This is a genomic window from Sinorhizobium americanum (assembly GCF_001651855.1).
Classification (GTDB): Bacteria; Pseudomonadota; Alphaproteobacteria; order Rhizobiales; family Rhizobiaceae; genus Sinorhizobium; species Sinorhizobium americanum.
Genome location: NZ_LNQC01000077.1, coordinates 261,288 through 277,370 on the forward strand (window position 1 = coordinate 261,288; position 16,083 = coordinate 277,370).

Annotated in this window: 16 protein-coding genes and 1 pseudogene; 15 read left to right on the forward strand and 2 right to left on the reverse strand. The window is 61.8% G+C overall.

Going from position 1 to position 16,083, the window contains the following annotated elements; all coding sequences use genetic code 11:
• The first annotated feature begins 4 nt into the window (after window positions 1-4).
• Window positions 5-1,567, forward strand: a complete 1,563-nt coding sequence (locus ATC00_RS27020) for an adenylate/guanylate cyclase domain-containing protein (RefSeq protein WP_064255104.1) — start codon at window positions 5-7, stop codon at window positions 1,565-1,567.
• Window positions 1,568-1,616: 49 nt separating this feature from the next.
• On the opposite strand, the gene ATC00_RS27025 is transcribed toward ATC00_RS27020, so the two are convergent.
• On the reverse strand, window positions 1,617-2,942 hold the full coding sequence (locus tag ATC00_RS27025; RefSeq protein WP_037390571.1) for an MFS transporter: 1,326 nt from the start codon (window positions 2,940-2,942) through the stop codon (window positions 1,617-1,619).
• 482 nt (window positions 2,943-3,424) lie between these two features.
• Here ATC00_RS27025 and ATC00_RS27030 point away from each other — a divergent pair, with 482 nt between their 5' ends.
• The 10 genes from ATC00_RS27030 to ATC00_RS27075 all read left to right on the forward strand — a co-directional run bounded on the left by ATC00_RS27030 (window position 3,425) and on the right by ATC00_RS27075 (window position 11,482).
• Entirely contained in the window at window positions 3,425-4,699 is a 1,275-nt protein-coding gene (locus tag ATC00_RS27030) for an ABC transporter substrate-binding protein (RefSeq protein ID WP_234782427.1), read from the forward strand.
• Window positions 4,700-4,717: 18 nt separating this feature from the next.
• The gene (locus tag ATC00_RS27035) at window positions 4,718-5,692 is read left to right on the forward strand and encodes a YVTN family beta-propeller repeat protein (RefSeq protein WP_072642835.1); all 975 of its coding nucleotides are present in this window, start codon (window positions 4,718-4,720) and stop codon (window positions 5,690-5,692) included.
• Window positions 5,693-5,727: 35 nt separating this feature from the next.
• On the forward strand, window positions 5,728-6,207 hold the full coding sequence (locus ATC00_RS27040; protein ID WP_064255106.1) for a cupredoxin domain-containing protein: 480 nt from the start codon (window positions 5,728-5,730) through the stop codon (window positions 6,205-6,207).
• A gap of 46 nt (window positions 6,208-6,253) precedes the next feature.
• Window positions 6,254-7,036 (forward strand): ATP-binding cassette domain-containing protein, encoded by a 783-nt coding sequence (locus ATC00_RS27045; protein WP_037390567.1) that lies wholly within the window; start codon window positions 6,254-6,256, stop codon window positions 7,034-7,036.
• Window positions 7,033-7,899 carry an ABC transporter permease gene (locus ATC00_RS27050; RefSeq protein WP_052035647.1) on the forward strand — a complete coding sequence of 289 codons (867 nt, stop codon included), beginning with the start codon at window positions 7,033-7,035 and terminating at the stop codon, window positions 7,897-7,899. The genes ATC00_RS27045 and ATC00_RS27050 overlap by 4 nt, the downstream gene beginning before the upstream one ends.
• On the forward strand, window positions 7,899-8,528 hold the full coding sequence (locus tag ATC00_RS27055) for a hypothetical protein (RefSeq protein WP_037390566.1): 630 nt from the start codon (window positions 7,899-7,901) through the stop codon (window positions 8,526-8,528). Before ATC00_RS27050 ends, ATC00_RS27055 begins: the two co-directional genes overlap by 1 nt.
• 188 nt (window positions 8,529-8,716) lie before the next feature.
• Window positions 8,717-8,926, forward strand: coding sequence for a hypothetical protein (locus ATC00_RS27060; protein WP_037390565.1), 210 nt, complete (start codon window positions 8,717-8,719; stop codon window positions 8,924-8,926).
• A gap of 33 nt (window positions 8,927-8,959) precedes the next feature.
• Window positions 8,960-9,952: an ABC transporter substrate-binding protein gene (locus ATC00_RS27065; RefSeq protein ID WP_064255107.1), complete on the forward strand. Its 993-nt coding sequence runs from the start codon at window positions 8,960-8,962 to the stop codon at window positions 9,950-9,952.
• 92 nt (window positions 9,953-10,044) lie between these two features.
• Window positions 10,045-10,773: an ABC transporter permease gene (locus ATC00_RS27070; protein ID WP_064255124.1), complete on the forward strand. Its 729-nt coding sequence runs from the start codon at window positions 10,045-10,047 to the stop codon at window positions 10,771-10,773.
• On the forward strand, window positions 10,742-11,482 hold the full coding sequence (locus ATC00_RS27075) for an ABC transporter ATP-binding protein (protein WP_064255108.1): 741 nt from the start codon (window positions 10,742-10,744) through the stop codon (window positions 11,480-11,482). Before ATC00_RS27070 ends, ATC00_RS27075 begins: the two co-directional genes overlap by 32 nt.
• Before the next feature lie 88 nt (window positions 11,483-11,570).
• On the opposite strand, the gene ATC00_RS27080 is transcribed toward ATC00_RS27075, so the two are convergent.
• A complete protein-coding gene (locus ATC00_RS27080; RefSeq protein ID WP_037390562.1) occupies window positions 11,571-11,918 on the reverse strand; it encodes a hypothetical protein in 348 nt (115 codons plus the stop codon).
• Window positions 11,919-12,378: 460 nt separating this feature from the next.
• Between ATC00_RS27080 and ATC00_RS27085 the strand changes: the two genes are divergently transcribed.
• From ATC00_RS27085 to ATC00_RS27100, 4 genes and pseudogenes are all read left to right on the forward strand, one after another.
• Window positions 12,379-14,250, forward strand: a complete 1,872-nt coding sequence (locus tag ATC00_RS27085; RefSeq protein ID WP_052035649.1) for a methanol/ethanol family PQQ-dependent dehydrogenase — start codon at window positions 12,379-12,381, stop codon at window positions 14,248-14,250.
• Window positions 14,251-14,374: 124 nt separating this feature from the next.
• Window positions 14,375-14,896, forward strand: a complete 522-nt coding sequence (locus ATC00_RS27090; protein ID WP_037390560.1) for a c-type cytochrome, methanol metabolism-related — start codon at window positions 14,375-14,377, stop codon at window positions 14,894-14,896.
• A 1-nt stretch (window position 14,897) separates the two neighbouring features.
• Entirely contained in the window at window positions 14,898-15,758 is an 861-nt protein-coding gene (locus ATC00_RS27095; protein WP_037390559.1) for a substrate-binding domain-containing protein, read from the forward strand.
• A 145-nt stretch (window positions 15,759-15,903) separates the two neighbouring features.
• Window positions 15,904-16,083: pseudogene (locus ATC00_RS27100) on the forward strand (alcohol dehydrogenase catalytic domain-containing protein); the annotation flags it as partial.

The window sequence follows — 16,083 nt, forward strand, 5'->3', positions numbered from 1 at the left end:
AAAAATGAGTGTCGGGAACGAATTCCAGCGTCAGGCCCTCGCCACCCATGTGGCGCAGCGGATGGCCGGGCCGGCACAGGCGATCCTGGGTTTTCAGGAGTTGTTGCTCGAACAGGCGCGGGATCTCGGCGCGTGCGAGTTGCTTGCTGACCTGGAGCGCATCGGCACCGCGGCGAGGCAACTGAACGGTTTTATCGAGAGCATCGTCGACGCCAAGGCGGGCTGCCCGGCCGGAGACGCCGCCGAGGCGGAGGCGCGGCTGCGACACGATCTGCGCACGCCGCTCAACGCCATCATCGGCTATTCCGAAATGATCCTCGAAGAGGCCGGAGAGCCGCAGCCGCAAACGCTGAAGGATGACCTCGGCGTGATTCTGGCGGCAGCCTCCGAACTGTTGAAGCAGGTCGACGCCATCGCCGGCCTTTCGCGAGGGGCGGCCATCGGGGCGCTTCAACCGAGGGATGAGGCCGAGCTCGACACAGCCGCCCTTGAACGGCTGCTGTTCCAAAGCAGGCAGGATGCCTGGATCGAACAGGGCGGTAGGATCCTGGTGGTCGATGACGTCGCCAGCAATCGCGACCTGCTCTGTCGCCGCCTTCGCCACGAGGGCCATCGCGTCGCCGTTGCCGATTCCGGCCGCTCGGCGCTTGCGAGGCTGGCGGAGGGGGAGTTCGACCTTATCCTCCTCGATATCCTGATGCCGGACATGAACGGCATCGAAGTCCTCGCAAGGCTGAAGGCAGAAGACCGATGGCGGCACGTGCCGGTCATCATGATATCGGGCCTCAGCGAAGTGGCGGCGGTGGCCCGCTGCATCGAGGCGGGGGCCGACGACTATCTGACGAAGCCGTTCAATCCCGTCCTGCTTCGGGCGCGGATCAACTCCACGCTTGAAAAGAAACGCTGGCTCGACCGCGAGCACCGCTATCTCGAGCAGATTGAAATGGAAAAGCGGCGCGCCGATGCCCTTGTTCACGCGATCCTGCCCGATCAGATCGTTGCGCGGCTGCAGGGCGGCGAGGAGATCATCGCCGATCGCTTCGAAGAGGTGACCATCCTGTTCGCCGATATCGTCGGCTTCTCGCCCATCGCGGCAAGACTGCCGCCGTCCGATCTCGTCAGGCGACTGGACAGGATGTTCAGCACGTTCGACCTCCTGACAGAGCAGCATCGCGTCGAGAAGATCAAGACCATCGGCGACGCCTATATGGCCGCCTGCGGAATTCCGGAACCTTCCGCCGATCACGCCGACAGGATCGTCGCTCTCGGGAAATCGATGCTGGAATCGTTGCACGGCTCCGCCCGCGACACCGATCGCTTTCGGGTTCGCATCGGCGTCCATTCGGGGCCGGTGGTCGCCGGGTTGATCGGCCGGCTTCGTTTCGTCTACGACGTCTGGGGAGAAACGGTGAATATTGCGAGCCGCCTCGAATCCCAGGGTGTTCCCGACAGCGTGCAGATCTCGGAGGCGACGAGGCGCGCCCTGCATGGCCGGTGGACGCTGGAGCCGCGACGCGCCCTCGATCTGAAAGGCATCGGCAAGATCGAGACCTATCTCGTGCGATAGGACAAGGTGCGGAGCGTCCGCCCCGCACCTTTGCGACGTCCCCTCAATATCAACCCGCTCTTGGCTCGACCGGCTCCCAGATGCTGACCCTGTGGGTCTCGGGCATCAGATAGAGCGCAAGCAGGAAGCAGACGGCAGGCACCACGATCGGGTAGATCAGCGCGTAGCCGACGCTGCCGGTGGCCGCGAAGGCGGCCGAGGTGACGAAGGGCACCAAGCCTCCGCCCCAGCCGTTGCCGATGTGATACGGCACCGAGACCGAGGTGTAGCGGATCCGGCCGGGGAAATATTCCGCCAGGAACGCTCCGACCGGCCCGTAGACCATCCCGACATAGCAGACGAGGATGAAGATGATGAAGATCGCGGTCGGATAGTTGATATTGTCCGGCTGGGTCACCGTGCCGAGCCACAGATACAGCGGGTAGTAGGTGGTCGCGGCGAGCAGCATGCCTCCGAGGATCACCGGCTTGCGGCCGATGATGTCGGACAGCCAACCGAAGAAGATCAGGCTCGGCGTCGCCAGGAGCAGCGCCGCGCCGACAATGTAGGCCGAATTCAATGCATCCACCTTGGAAACCTGCTGCAGGAAGTAAAGCGCCCAAAACTGGCCGCTATACCAGACCACCCCCTGCCCGATCAGCACGATGGTGGCGATCCCGACGAACTTGATGTTGGAGCTGAGGAAGGCCTCCTTCCAGGGATTTCGGGTCATCTGCCCCTTGGCCTTGATCTCCGCAAAGATTGGCGTCTCCTGGAGCTGGAGCCGGATGTAGATCGCGATGCCGACCAGCAGGAACGACACCAGGAACGGCACGCGCCATGCCCAGGCCTCGAAAGCCTCGTTGCCGAAATAGGTGCGGGTCGCGATGATGACCGCGAGCGACACCACGATACCCAGCGTTGGAGAGGTCTGAAGCCAGCCGGTGTAATAGCCGCGGCGCGCGTCGGGCACATGCTCGGCGACATAGGTGATGGCGCCGCCATATTCGCCGCCGAGGCAAAGGCCCTGGATCATCCGCAAGCCGAAGAGAAGGAATGCGGCGGTGAGGCCGATCGCCTCATAGGTCGGTATCAGGCCGATGGCGCCGGTGCCCAGGCCCATTCCGCTGAGGGTGATCAGGAAGGTGTATTTGCGACCGACCCGGTCGCCCATCCAGCCGAAGAGAAATGCCCCCAGCGGACGGATCAGGAAGCCCGCCGTGAACAGCGCAATCGTACTCAAGAGCGCTGCGACTGGGTGCGACTGTTCGAAGAACTTGACCGACAGGACTGCGGCCAAGCTGCCGAAGATGTAGAAATCGTACCATTCGATGATATTTCCGACCGATGCGGCAATGATCACCCGCCGGAAGTCCTTCGGGACTTGGATCGCCATGTTTCTTCCTCCCGTTTCAACACATGGCCCCCAGAATTTTTCGGACTATTCTAGCACGAAACCGGCGCAGCAAAAGAGTTTGCTCCGGCACCGACAGATTTCCGAAGTAATGCTCGCCGTGAATACCCGTTTTTGCTAAAGCTTGGCGGTTGCCGGCGAGTTCCCACGCGGAGCGACAGGAAGCTCAAAACATTGCGTCAGGACATATTGCGGCCGATCGCGCGGCCTGCCTTTGTCCAAGCTGTTCTATTGCGGAGAAAACATGCAACCTTTCGAAGGGCTGCTGCATTGCAGGCAATGTCCGCAACCATGGCCGCAGATCCCTGAAACCCGTCTGCAGGGTCGAAAGCAGCCGACCCGGCACTCGTGGACACCGCCCTGGATTGAAAGTAAGGCTTCACAGGTCCGGGTTGAAATCAGCGGAATCTCGACTAAGCTGTCTGCGGCACCGAACAATTGCACAGATCCGACTGGCGTCGGAGATGGTGTATGCTGTCGATCGAATGGGATCATCGGTGCCCTATGCCCTGACGCTACTCATCCCGGTTCTACTTGCGGCTTCGGGCGTCTCGGTTGCCGTTGCGCAGGAACCCTCCCCCGCACTCGCCGCAAAGGCGGCTCGAGCCGAGCAGGTTTCGGAAATCAAGCTGGGCTATCTTCGTGCCTATGCGCCTGAGCTCGCCCTTTCGGTGCTCGACGTGCCGCCGCGTGACGAAGGGGTCGCCGGAGCCAAGGTGGGGGTGGGCGACAACAACACGACCGGTACCTTCCTCGGACAGAAGTTCACGCTCGATTTGTCCGAAATAAAGCCGGAGGCCGACGCCGTGCCGGCCTTCAGCGCGATGGTGTCGAAGGGCGCCCTCTACATCCTCGCGGATCTCTCGGCCACGCAGCTTCTGTCGATCGCCGATATTGCCCGCGACAAGGGGGTGCTGATTTTCAACGTCGGCGCCACCGACGACCGTCTGCGCGAGGAGGAGTGCCGGGCGAACGTCTTCCACACCGCGCCGACGCGCACCATGCTGGCCGACGGCCTGGCGCAATATCTGGTCTGGAAGCAGTGGCGCCGATGGGTGCTGGTCCGCGGCTCCCATGAGCCCGACAGGCTGTTCGCCGATGCGCTTCGCCGCGCCTCTACGCGCTTCGGCGGCGAGATCATCGCCGAAAAGGAGTTCACCGATACCGGCACGGCGCGGCGGACCGATACCGGTGTCGTTCAGATCCAGCGCCAGATGCCCGTCTTCACGCAGGCGTTCCCCGATCACGACGTGCTGCTCGTCGCCGACGAAAGCGAGGTTTTCGGCACTTACGTTCCGTTCCGGACCTGGATTCCGCGGCCGGTGGCAGGAACTGCCGGCCTCATCCCTTCCGCCTGGCACCCGGCCAGCGAGCAATGGGGCGGGACGCAGATCCAGAACCGATTTGCCAAGGCGAATGGCCGGCGAATGCTGTCGAAGGACATGGCCGCCTGGACGGCGGCGAGGATCATCGGCGAGGCTGCGACGCGCACGCAAAGCGCCGATCCCGAGACGCTCGCGGCCTATATACGCTCCGACGATTTCTCGATCGCCGCCTTCAAAGGGCAGAAGCTGACCTTCCGCAAATGGAACTGGCAGCTGCGCCAGCCGATCTTCCTGGGCGACGGCCGTTCCGTGGTTTCGACCTCGCCCCAGGAGGGTTTCCTGCATCAGTTCTCCGAACTCGACACGCTCGGGGTCGACCAGCCGGAAACCAAATGCGCGCTGACGGCGCCTTAACCAGGAGCGAGCCAAGTGCTGCAAAGACTGACATTTCTTTCGGCCGGATTTGCCATCGTCGCGAGCATCGCTTCGCCGGCCTCCGCCTATATGGTCTATGTCTCCAATGAGAAGGACAACACGGTGACGGTGGTCGACTCGACCAGGAAGGAAGTGGTTCGCACGATCAATGTCGGCCAGCGACCGCGCGGCATCACGATTTCACACGACGGCAAGTTCATCTATCTCTGCGCAAGCGACGACGACACGATCGAGATCATCGACACGGCCACCTACGAAATCGTCGGATCGCTGCCGTCCGGGCCGGACCCCGAACTGTTCGTCCTCTCTCCCGACGGCAAGACGCTCTATGTCGCCAACGAGGACGACAACCTCGTCACCGTCATCGACCTCGAGAGCAAGAGTGTGGTGACGGAGGTGCCGGTTGGCGTCGAACCCGAGGGGATGGGCATCAGCCCGGACGGCAAGTGGTTGGTCAACACCTCGGAAACGACCAACATGGCGCACTTCATCGACACCGCGACACACGAGATCACCGACAACGTTCTTGTCGATTCCCGACCGCGTTTCGCCGAGTTCAAGCCTGACAATTCCGAGGTCTGGGTCAGCGCCGAAATCGGCGGCACCGTCTCGGTCATCGACAATGCGAGCCGTGAGGTAAAGCATAAGATCACCTTCGAGATCCCCGGCTTACGCTCGGAATCGATCCAGCCGGTCGGCGTTCGCATCACCGCCGACGGCGCGAAAGCCTATGTGGCGCTCGGCCCTGCCAATCGCGTGGCGGTGGTCGATGCGAAGACCTATGAGGTGGAAAAATACGTGCTCGTCGGACAGCGGGTCTGGCAGCTCGCCTTCACGCCCGACCAGAAGACGATCATCAGCACCAACGGCGTCTCGAACGACATCACCTTCATTGACGTCGCGACCGACGAGGCAATTCAATCGGTGACCGTCGGGGCGCTGCCCTGGGGCGTGGTCGTGCATCCGAACTGACATGACGGCGAAGCTCTTCGGCAAAGGAGGAGGAAATGCAGAGCTATCGAAATTTCGCGCTTGCCGCCTTTCTCGCCGTCCTTTTGTCGGCAACAGCCGGTTCCGCACAGGAAGGCGACGATGATGACGACGCGGCACAGCCGGCTGCGGCCGCCGAGCAGGTGACGCGGGCCAGCAAGGACGTCCCCGAACTGATCCTTGGATCGAAGGACGACCAGTTCACCGTCAATCAGAAGGATTTCACGCTGATCGCCGGCCAAGGCTACCGCTGGAAGATATCCGCTGCGGGCGGTCTGGAATACAAGTTCCACACCGACCTCTTCCGCAATGTGTGGATGAACCAGATCGTCATCAACGATCTCGAAGTGTACATGAACGGTGCCCCCGCCTGGCTCGAATATGATGCGGACGGCACGATCCAAATCCAGTTCACCACCGTGCGTCCGGGTGTCTATACTTGGTCGGTGCCCGATCTCGCCGGCAGAGGCATGCAGGGAGCGATCACCATTAGATAGGTCGGGATGCGGGCCAACTTGGCTGTTTGAGGAGGACGACGCAAACATGCAGCATGTGAGAGCAAACGACGGATTGAGCCTGCCGGCCGCCCTTGACGTCTCGGCGGTCAACCATAGCTACGGCCGCAAGCAGGTTCTGTCCGACATTTCTTTTTCGGTTGCAGCCGGGCGCTTCACAGTCCTTCTCGGCCTCAACGGGGCCGGCAAGACGACGCTGTTCTCGCTGATCAGCCGTCTCTTCGACACGCGCCGGGGAACGATCCGCATTTTCGGCCACGACGTCAGCCGCGAGCCGGGCGAGGCGCTGCGGCGGCTCGGCATCGTCTTTCAGGCGCGCACCCTAGATCTCGACCTCAGCGTCCATCAAAATCTCTCCTACCACGCCTCGCTGCACGGTATCGGGCAAGGAGAGGCTCGCGCGCGGATCGGAGCGCTGCTTGCCCAGATCGGCATGAGCGACCGACTGCACGACAAGGCGCGCAGCCTTTCCGGGGGGCAGATGCGTCGGATCGAAATCGCGCGGGCGCTGCTGCACCGGCCATCTCTGCTGCTCCTCGACGAGGCAACCGTCGGGCTGGACATCCGGTCGCGCGCCGAGATCCTCGCCACCATCCGTAAGCTCGTGGCGACCGATGGCATCGGTGTCTTCTGGGCGACCCATCTCATCGACGAGGTCGAAGACGGCGATCATGTCGTCATACTCCACCAAGGAAGGGTGCTCGCGGACGGCAGGGTCGACGACGTCGTCCGTTCCTGCGGCGCAAGCAGCATTCGAGAAGCCTTTGCGACGCTGAGCGGGGTCGCTACGGCAGACGGAGGCCGCCGATGAGCTTGCAGTCTGCCGCCGACGGAATTCCGGCCGATCGCCGCCCGGGCTTCAGCGCCCGCCAGTATCTCGTCTGCCTGAAGGGCATCCTCATCCGCGAAGGCCTTCGCTTTCTCAATCAGCGAGAGCGCTTCGTCTCGTCGCTGGTTCGTCCGCTCCTCTGGCTGTTCGTGTTCGCCGCCGGCTTCCGCCAGGTTCTCGGCGTCTCCATCATCCCGCCCTACAAGACCTATGTGCTCTACGAGGTCTACATCACCCCGGGACTGTGCGGCATGATCCTGTTGTTCAGCGGCATGCAGTCGTCGCTCTCGATGGTCTACGACCGGGAAATGGGAAACATGCGGACCTTGCTAATCAGCCCGTTTCCCCGCTGGTTCCTGCTGGTCTCCAAGCTGCTCGCGGGCGTGATTGTATCGATCATGCAGGTCTATGCCTTTCTTGCCATCGCCTGGTTCTGGGACGTCAGGCCGCCATGGACCGGCTATCTGTTGATCCTGCCCGCGCTGTTCCTGTCCGGGATGATGCTCTGCTCGCTCGGAATGCTCCTGTCGTCGATGATCAGGCAACTGGAGAATTTCGCAGGGATCATGAACTTCGTGATCTTCCCGATGTATTTCGCCTCGCCGGCGCTCTATCCGCTGTGGCGCATTCAGGAATCGAGCCCGCTTCTCCACAAGATCTGTATCGCAAACCCGTTCACCTATGCGGTCGAACTGATCCGCTTCGCTCTTTATGGACAGATCGACTGGGGATCGCTGTCGATCGTGGTTGCGTTCACCGTGCTGTTTCTTGGCGGCGCGATCCTCGCCTATGATCCGTCGAACGGCTTGCTCAGCCGCAGGCAGGATACGGGAGGAAATGCCTGATGCGGTGCTCGCCTCTGACGCGCATCATCCCCGCCGCGGTCGCTGCAATCGTCTCATGGCCCGCCTTGGCGGCGCAGGGAGGCGATCCCGACTGGCCCTGCATTCAGCGCAAGGTTCCGGAGCTCTCGCTCGGCCAGGTATGGACCGGCGCCGCACTGCCGCAAACGGCCGCCGGCTGGTCGAAGGATGCGGCCATTTCCCATTTGGTGACGGAACTGGCGGCGCGCCGCGTGCCGCTGCCGGAGGCACAGCAAAAGATCAGGGAATATGGGGATAGCTTGCCGGAGGCCGAGAAGGAACGGCGCATGACCATGCTCGTACAGGGCCTGTTCGATCACATGAACCGGGAACGCTCGGTCGTCATCGCCGGCATCGCCCGCTATGCCCACGCGCAGAGGGACATGGCGGCATTCCTGCGGCAGGAGGCTTCGGCGGTCGATGCGTTGCGGGCGAAGCCCGCTGCCGACCCGAATGAGCTTGCAAGGCGGAACGACCGGCTGATGTTTCAGACGCGTGTTTTTCAGGAGCGCGCGCAATCGTTGAGCTTCGTTTGCGAAGTGCCGACGCTGATCGAGCAGCGCCTCTACGCTCTCGTCAAATCGATCGCGCAGACGCTGGGCGATCGATGAGCCCCCGGGAGCTGTCACCGACCGCGAGGCGGCGGGCTTTCCGCCGTAATTGACGCTGGTTTATCGCGCGCGTATCCTCGTTTTGCGGGCTTTCCATCAGGCACCTTGTGAAGGCCGGCTATCGGACTGGTGCGTTGAACGTGCCAGTCGGCGTTGCCTCTGCGCGTTCGTGCGGGAAAGCTGCTTGAGTGAACCTCGTCGATCTCGTCCTGACCGTCTGCATGCTGGCCGACCCTAGCCGTTGCCGCACCGAGCACCTGTATTTCCAGAGCCACGGATCGCTGGTCCAATGCATGATGTTGGCTCCGGCGGAGATCGCCAAGTGGTCTGCAAGCCATCCGGGACTGAAGATCGTGCGCTGGAAGTGTGTTTTCCCGCCCGGGGAGCGCGAAATCTGACGTCACTGCAAGCAAATCGATGGAGGTGCCATCATGAACATATCGCGGCGCGCGCTTTGCGAGGTGGCCTTGCTCGCTGCTGCCAATCCTCTCGGCTTTCCTGCCTTGGCAACCCCGACTGCTCCGAAAGTGCGGGTGGGCGTCCTGAAATTCGGCACGGTGAATTGGGAACTCGATACCATCAAGCACAATAAATTCGATGCGGCCAACGGCATCGAGGTGGACGTCGTCTATTTCGCCGGCGAGGACGCCACCAATGTGGCCATGCTTGCCGGCGATCTCGACGTCATCGTTTCAGACTGGCTGTGGGTGTCGCGCCAGCGGTCCGAGGGCGAAGACCTGACACTCGCACCCTACTCGACCGCCGTTGGCGCCATCATGGTCAAAAACGAGGCGCCAATTCGTGAAATCCCCGACCTCGTGGGCAAGAAGATCGGCGTTGCCGGCGGCTCGCTCGACAAGAGCTGGCTACTGATCCAGGGACTTGCTGAGCGCGACCACAAGATCGACCTGGCCAAAGAGAGCGACCTGGTTTTCGGCGCGCCGCCGCTGCTCTCGGAGAAGGCGCTTTCCGGCGAGCTCGACGCGGTCCTGAATTTTTGGCATTTCTGTGCGCGACTGGAGGCAAACGGCTTCCGCCGGCTGATCGGTGCCGACGATGCAGCCAAGGCGCTTGGGGCATCGGGGCCGGTCTCGGCCCTCGGATACGTGTTCCGCGACAAATGGGCGGACGAAAACCCCGATGCGGCGATGGGCTTTGTCAAGGCAAGCGCAGAGGCCAAGAGGCTGCTCGCTCGATCAGACGACGAATGGCGGCGCTTGGCGCCGATCATGCGCGCCGAGGGCAAGGAACTCGAAGTGCTGCGCGACCGCTATCGTGAAGGCATTCCGAACCGGCCTCTCGCGGAAGAGGAAAGCGATGCCGCCAAGCTCTACGAAGTTCTCGCGCAACTCGGCGGGGAGAAGCTCGTCGGCAAAGCGCGGCAGATGGCTCCCGGGACGTTCTGGGCTGCATTGAAGACATGACGGCAGAATTCGGATCGGAGAACGGATTGCCTGCACGCCGGCGCCCACGCACCGCCCGTTGGATCGGCGCCGCCTTGCCGGCGGCAACGGCCATGGCATCGCTCCTCGCCTTGGGCTTGCTCTGGAGCCTCGCGGCCGGCATCTGGCCGAGCCGTGCCTTTCCGCCACCGCTCGCGGTCTGGCAGGTCCTTCTCAAGGAGGCGGCGAGCGGCGACCTTTGCTTCCATCTGGCCATGACTCTCTGGCGGGTCGCGGCTGCCTATGTCGTCGCCATGATCGTTGGGTCGGTCATCGGCGTCCTGCTCGGCATGCACAGGCGGGCGGACTTCTTCTTCAATCCGTGGCTCGTGCTTTTCCTCAACCTCCCGGCCCTAGTCGTCATCGTGCTCGCCTATATCTGGTTCGGCCTGACCGAGGCTGCCGCAATCGGCGCGGTCGCCATCAACAAGATACCCAACGTTGTCGTCACGATGCGCGAGGGCGCGCGTGCGCTCGAGCCCCGCTTCGCGGAAATGGCGACGGTCTATCGGCTCGGGCCGATCGACCAGGTTCGCCATATCCTGGTGCCGCAGCTGCAGCCCTATTTCGCCGCCGCCTCGCGCTCCGGCATTGCGTTGATCTGGAAGATCGTGCTCGTCGTCGAGCTGCTCGGCCGCTCCAGCGGAGTCGGCTTCCAGATCTATCTCTACTTCCAGATATTCGATGTTGCCGCCATCCTTGCCTATACGCTCGCTTTCGTGGCTATCATGCTGTCGATCGAACTCCTTCTGGTGCAGCCACTTGAACGACATGCAACCCGCTGGCGTCGCCGCTCCGCTTAAAGTCGACATTGCCGAAAAGACGTTTCGCTCGGCGGAAGGCGTTACGATTGTCGCGCTGCGCGGACTTTCCTTCGAGGTGAGGCAGGGTGAATTCGCCTGCCTGCTCGGCCCGTCGGGGTGCGGCAAGACCACGACCCTGCGCATTCTGCTGGGCCTCGATCGGCAGTTTTCCGGCAGCTATCAACTACCGGAAGACGGTTCCAATCGCGTCGCTGCGGTCTTCCAGGAGCCGGTGCTCCTCCCCTGGCGGACTGTGGAGCAGAACGTCCGTCTTGCCTTGGCGCCGCGCCTCAGGGACAGGGACCTCGACTGGCTGTTCGACATTCTGGGGCTTTCGGCAATGCGGGCGCTCTACCCTTCGGAACTTTCCCTCGGCCTCGCGCGCCGCGCCGCGCTCGCCCGGGCCTTCGCCACGGAGCCCGCAATTCTTTTTCTGGACGAGCCGTTCACCTCGCTCGACGAACGAACCGCCGACAAACTGCGCCAGCTTCTGATGAGGGTGTGGGCGGCGAGGCCCACCACGGCCCTGATGGTCACCCACAATTTGCGTGAGGCGCTTTTGCTTGCCGATCGCATCGTCGTGCTATCGCCGCGTCCGGCGCATGTGCTGGGCATCTTCGACGTGGGCCTCCCGCGTCACTTGCGTGAGGCGGCGTGGCTGGACCAGCTTGTCTCGGAATTTCACCAGAGGTTTCGAGACGCGGTTTGATCGCGCCCAGAGCGCGACGCCAGTCAGAGCCTTTGTTTTTGTGCATGTCGTCATCCCAAAACCGCTGCGCACTCTTGGGTGACATGCTCTAGAAGCAGCGGACCTCCGCTTCAGCCTGCGCTCGCCTCAGTTCAGCGTCGGCGGATTTCGCCGGCGCACTCTGGCGGAAGAGGGCCCCTCTTTCGCCGGTCTGAAGTCCGAGGCTCCTGAAGGTCTCGGCCGTCTCATAGCGTTCGTAAGGCATGATCGACGCTATGACGTCGATCGAGCATGAACAGCGTTCGAGAGCGGCGCGCGTTTCGCCGTTGGCTTTCATGCAGCCATACACATAGTCGACGACGGCAACCGTTGGGTAGCCTCCAGCGGCCGCTGCCGACGCGCCACCCGTGAGCGCAACCAGCAAGCCGATCACTTCCGAGTTACCAGTCGTCACCATGAATCTCCTCCGGCTTCGACACCTAGGGCAGGCTCTTAAATTAATCTGTCTTGGCTATGTATTAGTCTAGTAAATTCTCACATAGCAGCCAATCTTGATTCGACAAATATTAGTAACTTCCGTATTGCAAGGCAGCATCTTTTGTTTTGCATTGCAGCATCGGTTGTATAATGAACCTTGCTTTATTCTGCATGATCGCCTATTCTCCAGCGGTTTCCGGCTTCAAGCCTTGTCTGGGAGCGGCGAAGTCTCGCTTATCAAGAGGTTCGGCAATAACGGTGCCCTCTGCCGATCCGAATGAGCCGTGACACGCTGACGGAAGCGCATGTCCCACGACGAGCATGAGATGCTTGGGCTGGCCTTTGTGGTCACCTGCGGAATTGTGAAGACGAGCCTCGGGTGACTAACGACATCGGGAGGACTTCGCATGCGCATACTCGGAAAATTCGCATATCTGCCGATGGCGGCCGCTGGAGTTCTGACAGCGACCATTGCCGGAAATGCGTTGGCCAATGACGAACTGAAGGCCCTTGCGGCCGACCCGAAGAACTGGGCGATGCCCACGGGCGACTATGCAAACACCCGCTTTTCGAAATTGAACCAGATCAACAAGGACAATGCCAAGGATCTTCAGGTCAAATGGACCTTCTCCACCGGCGTGTTGCGCGGCCATGAAGGTGGTCCGCTCGTGATCGGCGACGTTATGTACGTCCATACGCCGTTCCCGAACATTGTCTATGCATTGGATCTCAAGAACGACGGCAAGATCCTCTGGAAATACGAACCGAAGCAGGATCCGAGCGTCATTGCGATCATGTGCTGCGACACGGTCAACCGCGGACCGGCCTATGGTGACGGTAAGATCATCCTGTACCAGGCCGACACGATGGTCACGGCGCTCGACGCCAAGACCGGCAAGGTCGCCTGGCAGGCACAGAATGGCGAGAAGATCGACGGAAGCCTGTCCGAATCCGGCACGTCCGCGCCCATGGTCGTCAAGGACAAGGTCATCGTCGGCGTGTCGGGTGCAGAATACGGTGTCCGCGGCCACCTCACTGCCTACAATCTGAGCGATGGCAAGCGCGCCTGGCGGGCCTATTCGACGGGTCCTGATTCCGAGACGCTGATCGATCCGGAGAAGACAACCCATCTCGGCAAGCCGGTGGGCAAGGATTCCGGGATGAACACCTGGGAAGGCGAGCAGTGGAAGACCGGCGGCGGCACCACATGGGGCTGGTACGCCTATGACCCGGAACTCAACCTCATCTACTATGGCACAGGCAATCCTTCGACCTGGAACCCCAACCAGCGACCCGGCGACAACCGTTGGTCGATGACGATCTTCGCGCGCGATGCCGATACGGGCATGGCCAAATGGGCCTATCAAATGACGCCGCATGACGAATGGGACTATGACGGCGTCAACGAAATGATCCTTGTCGACGACATGGAAATCATGGGCCAACCGCGCGACGTGCTCGTGCATTTCGACCGCAACGGCTTCGGCTATACGCTCGACCGTGCAACGGGTGAGCTTCTGGTCGCCAAGAAATACGATCCGACGGTGAACTGGGCGACCGAGGTGGTGATGGACCCCAAGAGCGACCAGTACGGCCGTCCGCAGGTGGTGGACAAGTATTCCACCGAGCATAACGGCGAGGACTTCAACACCACCGGCGTCTGCCCGGCGGCGCTTGGCACGAAAGACCAGCAACCGGCAACCTATTCGCCAAAGACGAAATTGTTCTATGTGCCGACCAACCATGTCTGCATGGACTACGAACCCTACCGGGTGAGCTACACGGCCGGTCAGGCCTATGTGGGGGCCACCGTGAACATGTACCCGACACCCAACAGCCATGGCGGCATGGGTAATTTCATCGCCTGGGACGCGGCCAAGGGCGAGATCGTCTGGTCGAAGCCGGAGCAGTTCTCAGTGTGGTCGGGTGCGCTTGCAACGGAAGGCGACGTCATCTTCTACGGCACGCTTGAAGGCTACATCAAGGCCGTGGATATGCAGGGAAATGAACTCTACAAGTTCAAGACTCCTTCCGGCATCATCGGCAACATCAACACCTTCGAGCACGGCGGCAAGCAGTATATTGCGGTGCTGTCGGGTGTCGGTGGTTGGGCAGGCATCGGCCTTGCCGGCGGCCTCTTGGCAGCCGAGGGTGCAGCAGCGTGGCAACAGGCGGTATCGGGTGAGAAAGCTCCGACGGACGAAAGCAAGAGCATCGCCACGGCAGGTTTGGGTGCGGTGGGCGGCTATGCCGCACTGGCCGAATACACCACGCTCGGCGGGCAACTGACGGTATTCGGTCTCCCGGATTGATAAGCCGGCAAGCGCCTGCCCAGACGAGAGCCCGTATCAGCAGAGACTGCCGGGCTCTCGATTTCACCGACTGAATCTCAAGCCCTCAGCCATGGTCGATGGCGGTTGGAAGACGAGGTCATGCATGTCATCACGCTTCATCAGTTCGGCGCTTGCCGTCGTTCTCCTGCTGATTGCAACTGACGCCGCCCGAGCTGAGGACAGCAAGGAAAAGGCGGCCAGCGCGTCAGAGGAAGACGGCAAGCATTTCGACGCTGACGGCAATCCCACCTTCAAGATCGAGAACGGCGTCGTGGATTGGTACACCTTCAACGGATATCGCCGCTATCACGCCGATTGTCATGTCTGCCACGGGCCGGACGGCGAAGGCTCCTCCTATGCGCCGGCTCTCGCCAAAACCATGATCAACCTCGATTACGGGACCTTCCTGTCGATCGTCGCCGAAGGACGCAAGAGCGTCGTCGGCGGCAAGGAGGTTGTCATGCCGGCGTTCGGCGAAAACAAAAACGTCTATTGCTACCTCGATGACATCTACATCTACCTGCGCGCCCGCGCTGTCGGCGCTGCGCCCCGTGGTCGTCCGCCCAAGAAGGCCGACAAGCCGGAGGCGGCTACCGCCTATGAAGCGTCCTGCATGGGGGGATGAGATGGCACAGGGCATCCAGCCGACCTGCAGAACCTTCATTTCCCTGGTGGCGGCCGTGCTGATGCCATTGCAAGCGCATTCCCAGAGCGCCGGGCTCGGGGCCGCCGGCGAACTGGTCGACCCGGAGACGCTGCGGGTCTGCGCCGACCCCTCCAACATTCCCTTCTCCGACCAGAGCGGCGAGGGCTTCGAGAACAAGCTCGCCGAGATGGTCGCGGCCGCGACAGGACGAAGCTCGGTCGTCTATACGTGGTTTCCCTCGATCCCCGGTTTTGTCCGCAACACCCTCGGCGCCAATCGCTGCGACGTCATCATGGGTTACGCGCAAGGGGACGAACTCGTCCAGAACACCAATGCTTACTATCGCTCTTCCTATGTGCTGATCTACAGGAAGGATGGCGATCTTTCCGGTGTCGAGACGCTGAGCGATCCGAGGCTTCTCGACAAGCGGATCGGCGTGGTCCACGCAACACCACCCTCCGCGAATATGGCGGCGGCAAAACTGATGCGCAAGGCAAAGGTCTATCCTCTCGTGGTCGACACGCGCAACGTGCCGTCGATGGCCGAGGTGATGATCCGGGACATTGTGGCAGGCGTGATTGATGCGGCCGTAGTCTGGGGACCGATGGCAGGGTATTATGCAAGCAAGTCGAAGGTCGACATGGCGATCGTGCCCCTGACCAGGGAGAAGGGTGGTTCACGCATGATCTATCGCATCACGATGGGCGTGCGGCCGTCGGACCAGCAATGGAAGCGCACGCTCAACACCTTCATCCGGGACAATCAGGCGGACATCAACAAACTCTTGCTCTCCTACGGTGTGCCGCTGCTCGATGAACAGGACGAGAGGATCACGCAGTGAAGATGCCGTCACTTTGATGGCTGAGCTGGTTGCCGGTGGTCATCGGCAAGGATCAACTGCCGAGCGCTGGTAGGAGGGCTGCATCGGTCGGGGTGTACTGACGAACCAGCCGAGCTCGATTATAATGTGCAAAGGGGATGGAGACATGGACGTACGCGCCGCTGTAGCCGTTCAGGCCGGCAAACCTCTGGAAGTGATGACCGTACAGCTCGAGGGTCCTCGGGCCGGCGAGGTGCTGATCGAAGTCAAGGCCACCGGCATCTGCCACACCGACGATTTCACCCTGTCGGGCGCCGACCCGGAAGGGCTGTTTCCGGCGATCCTC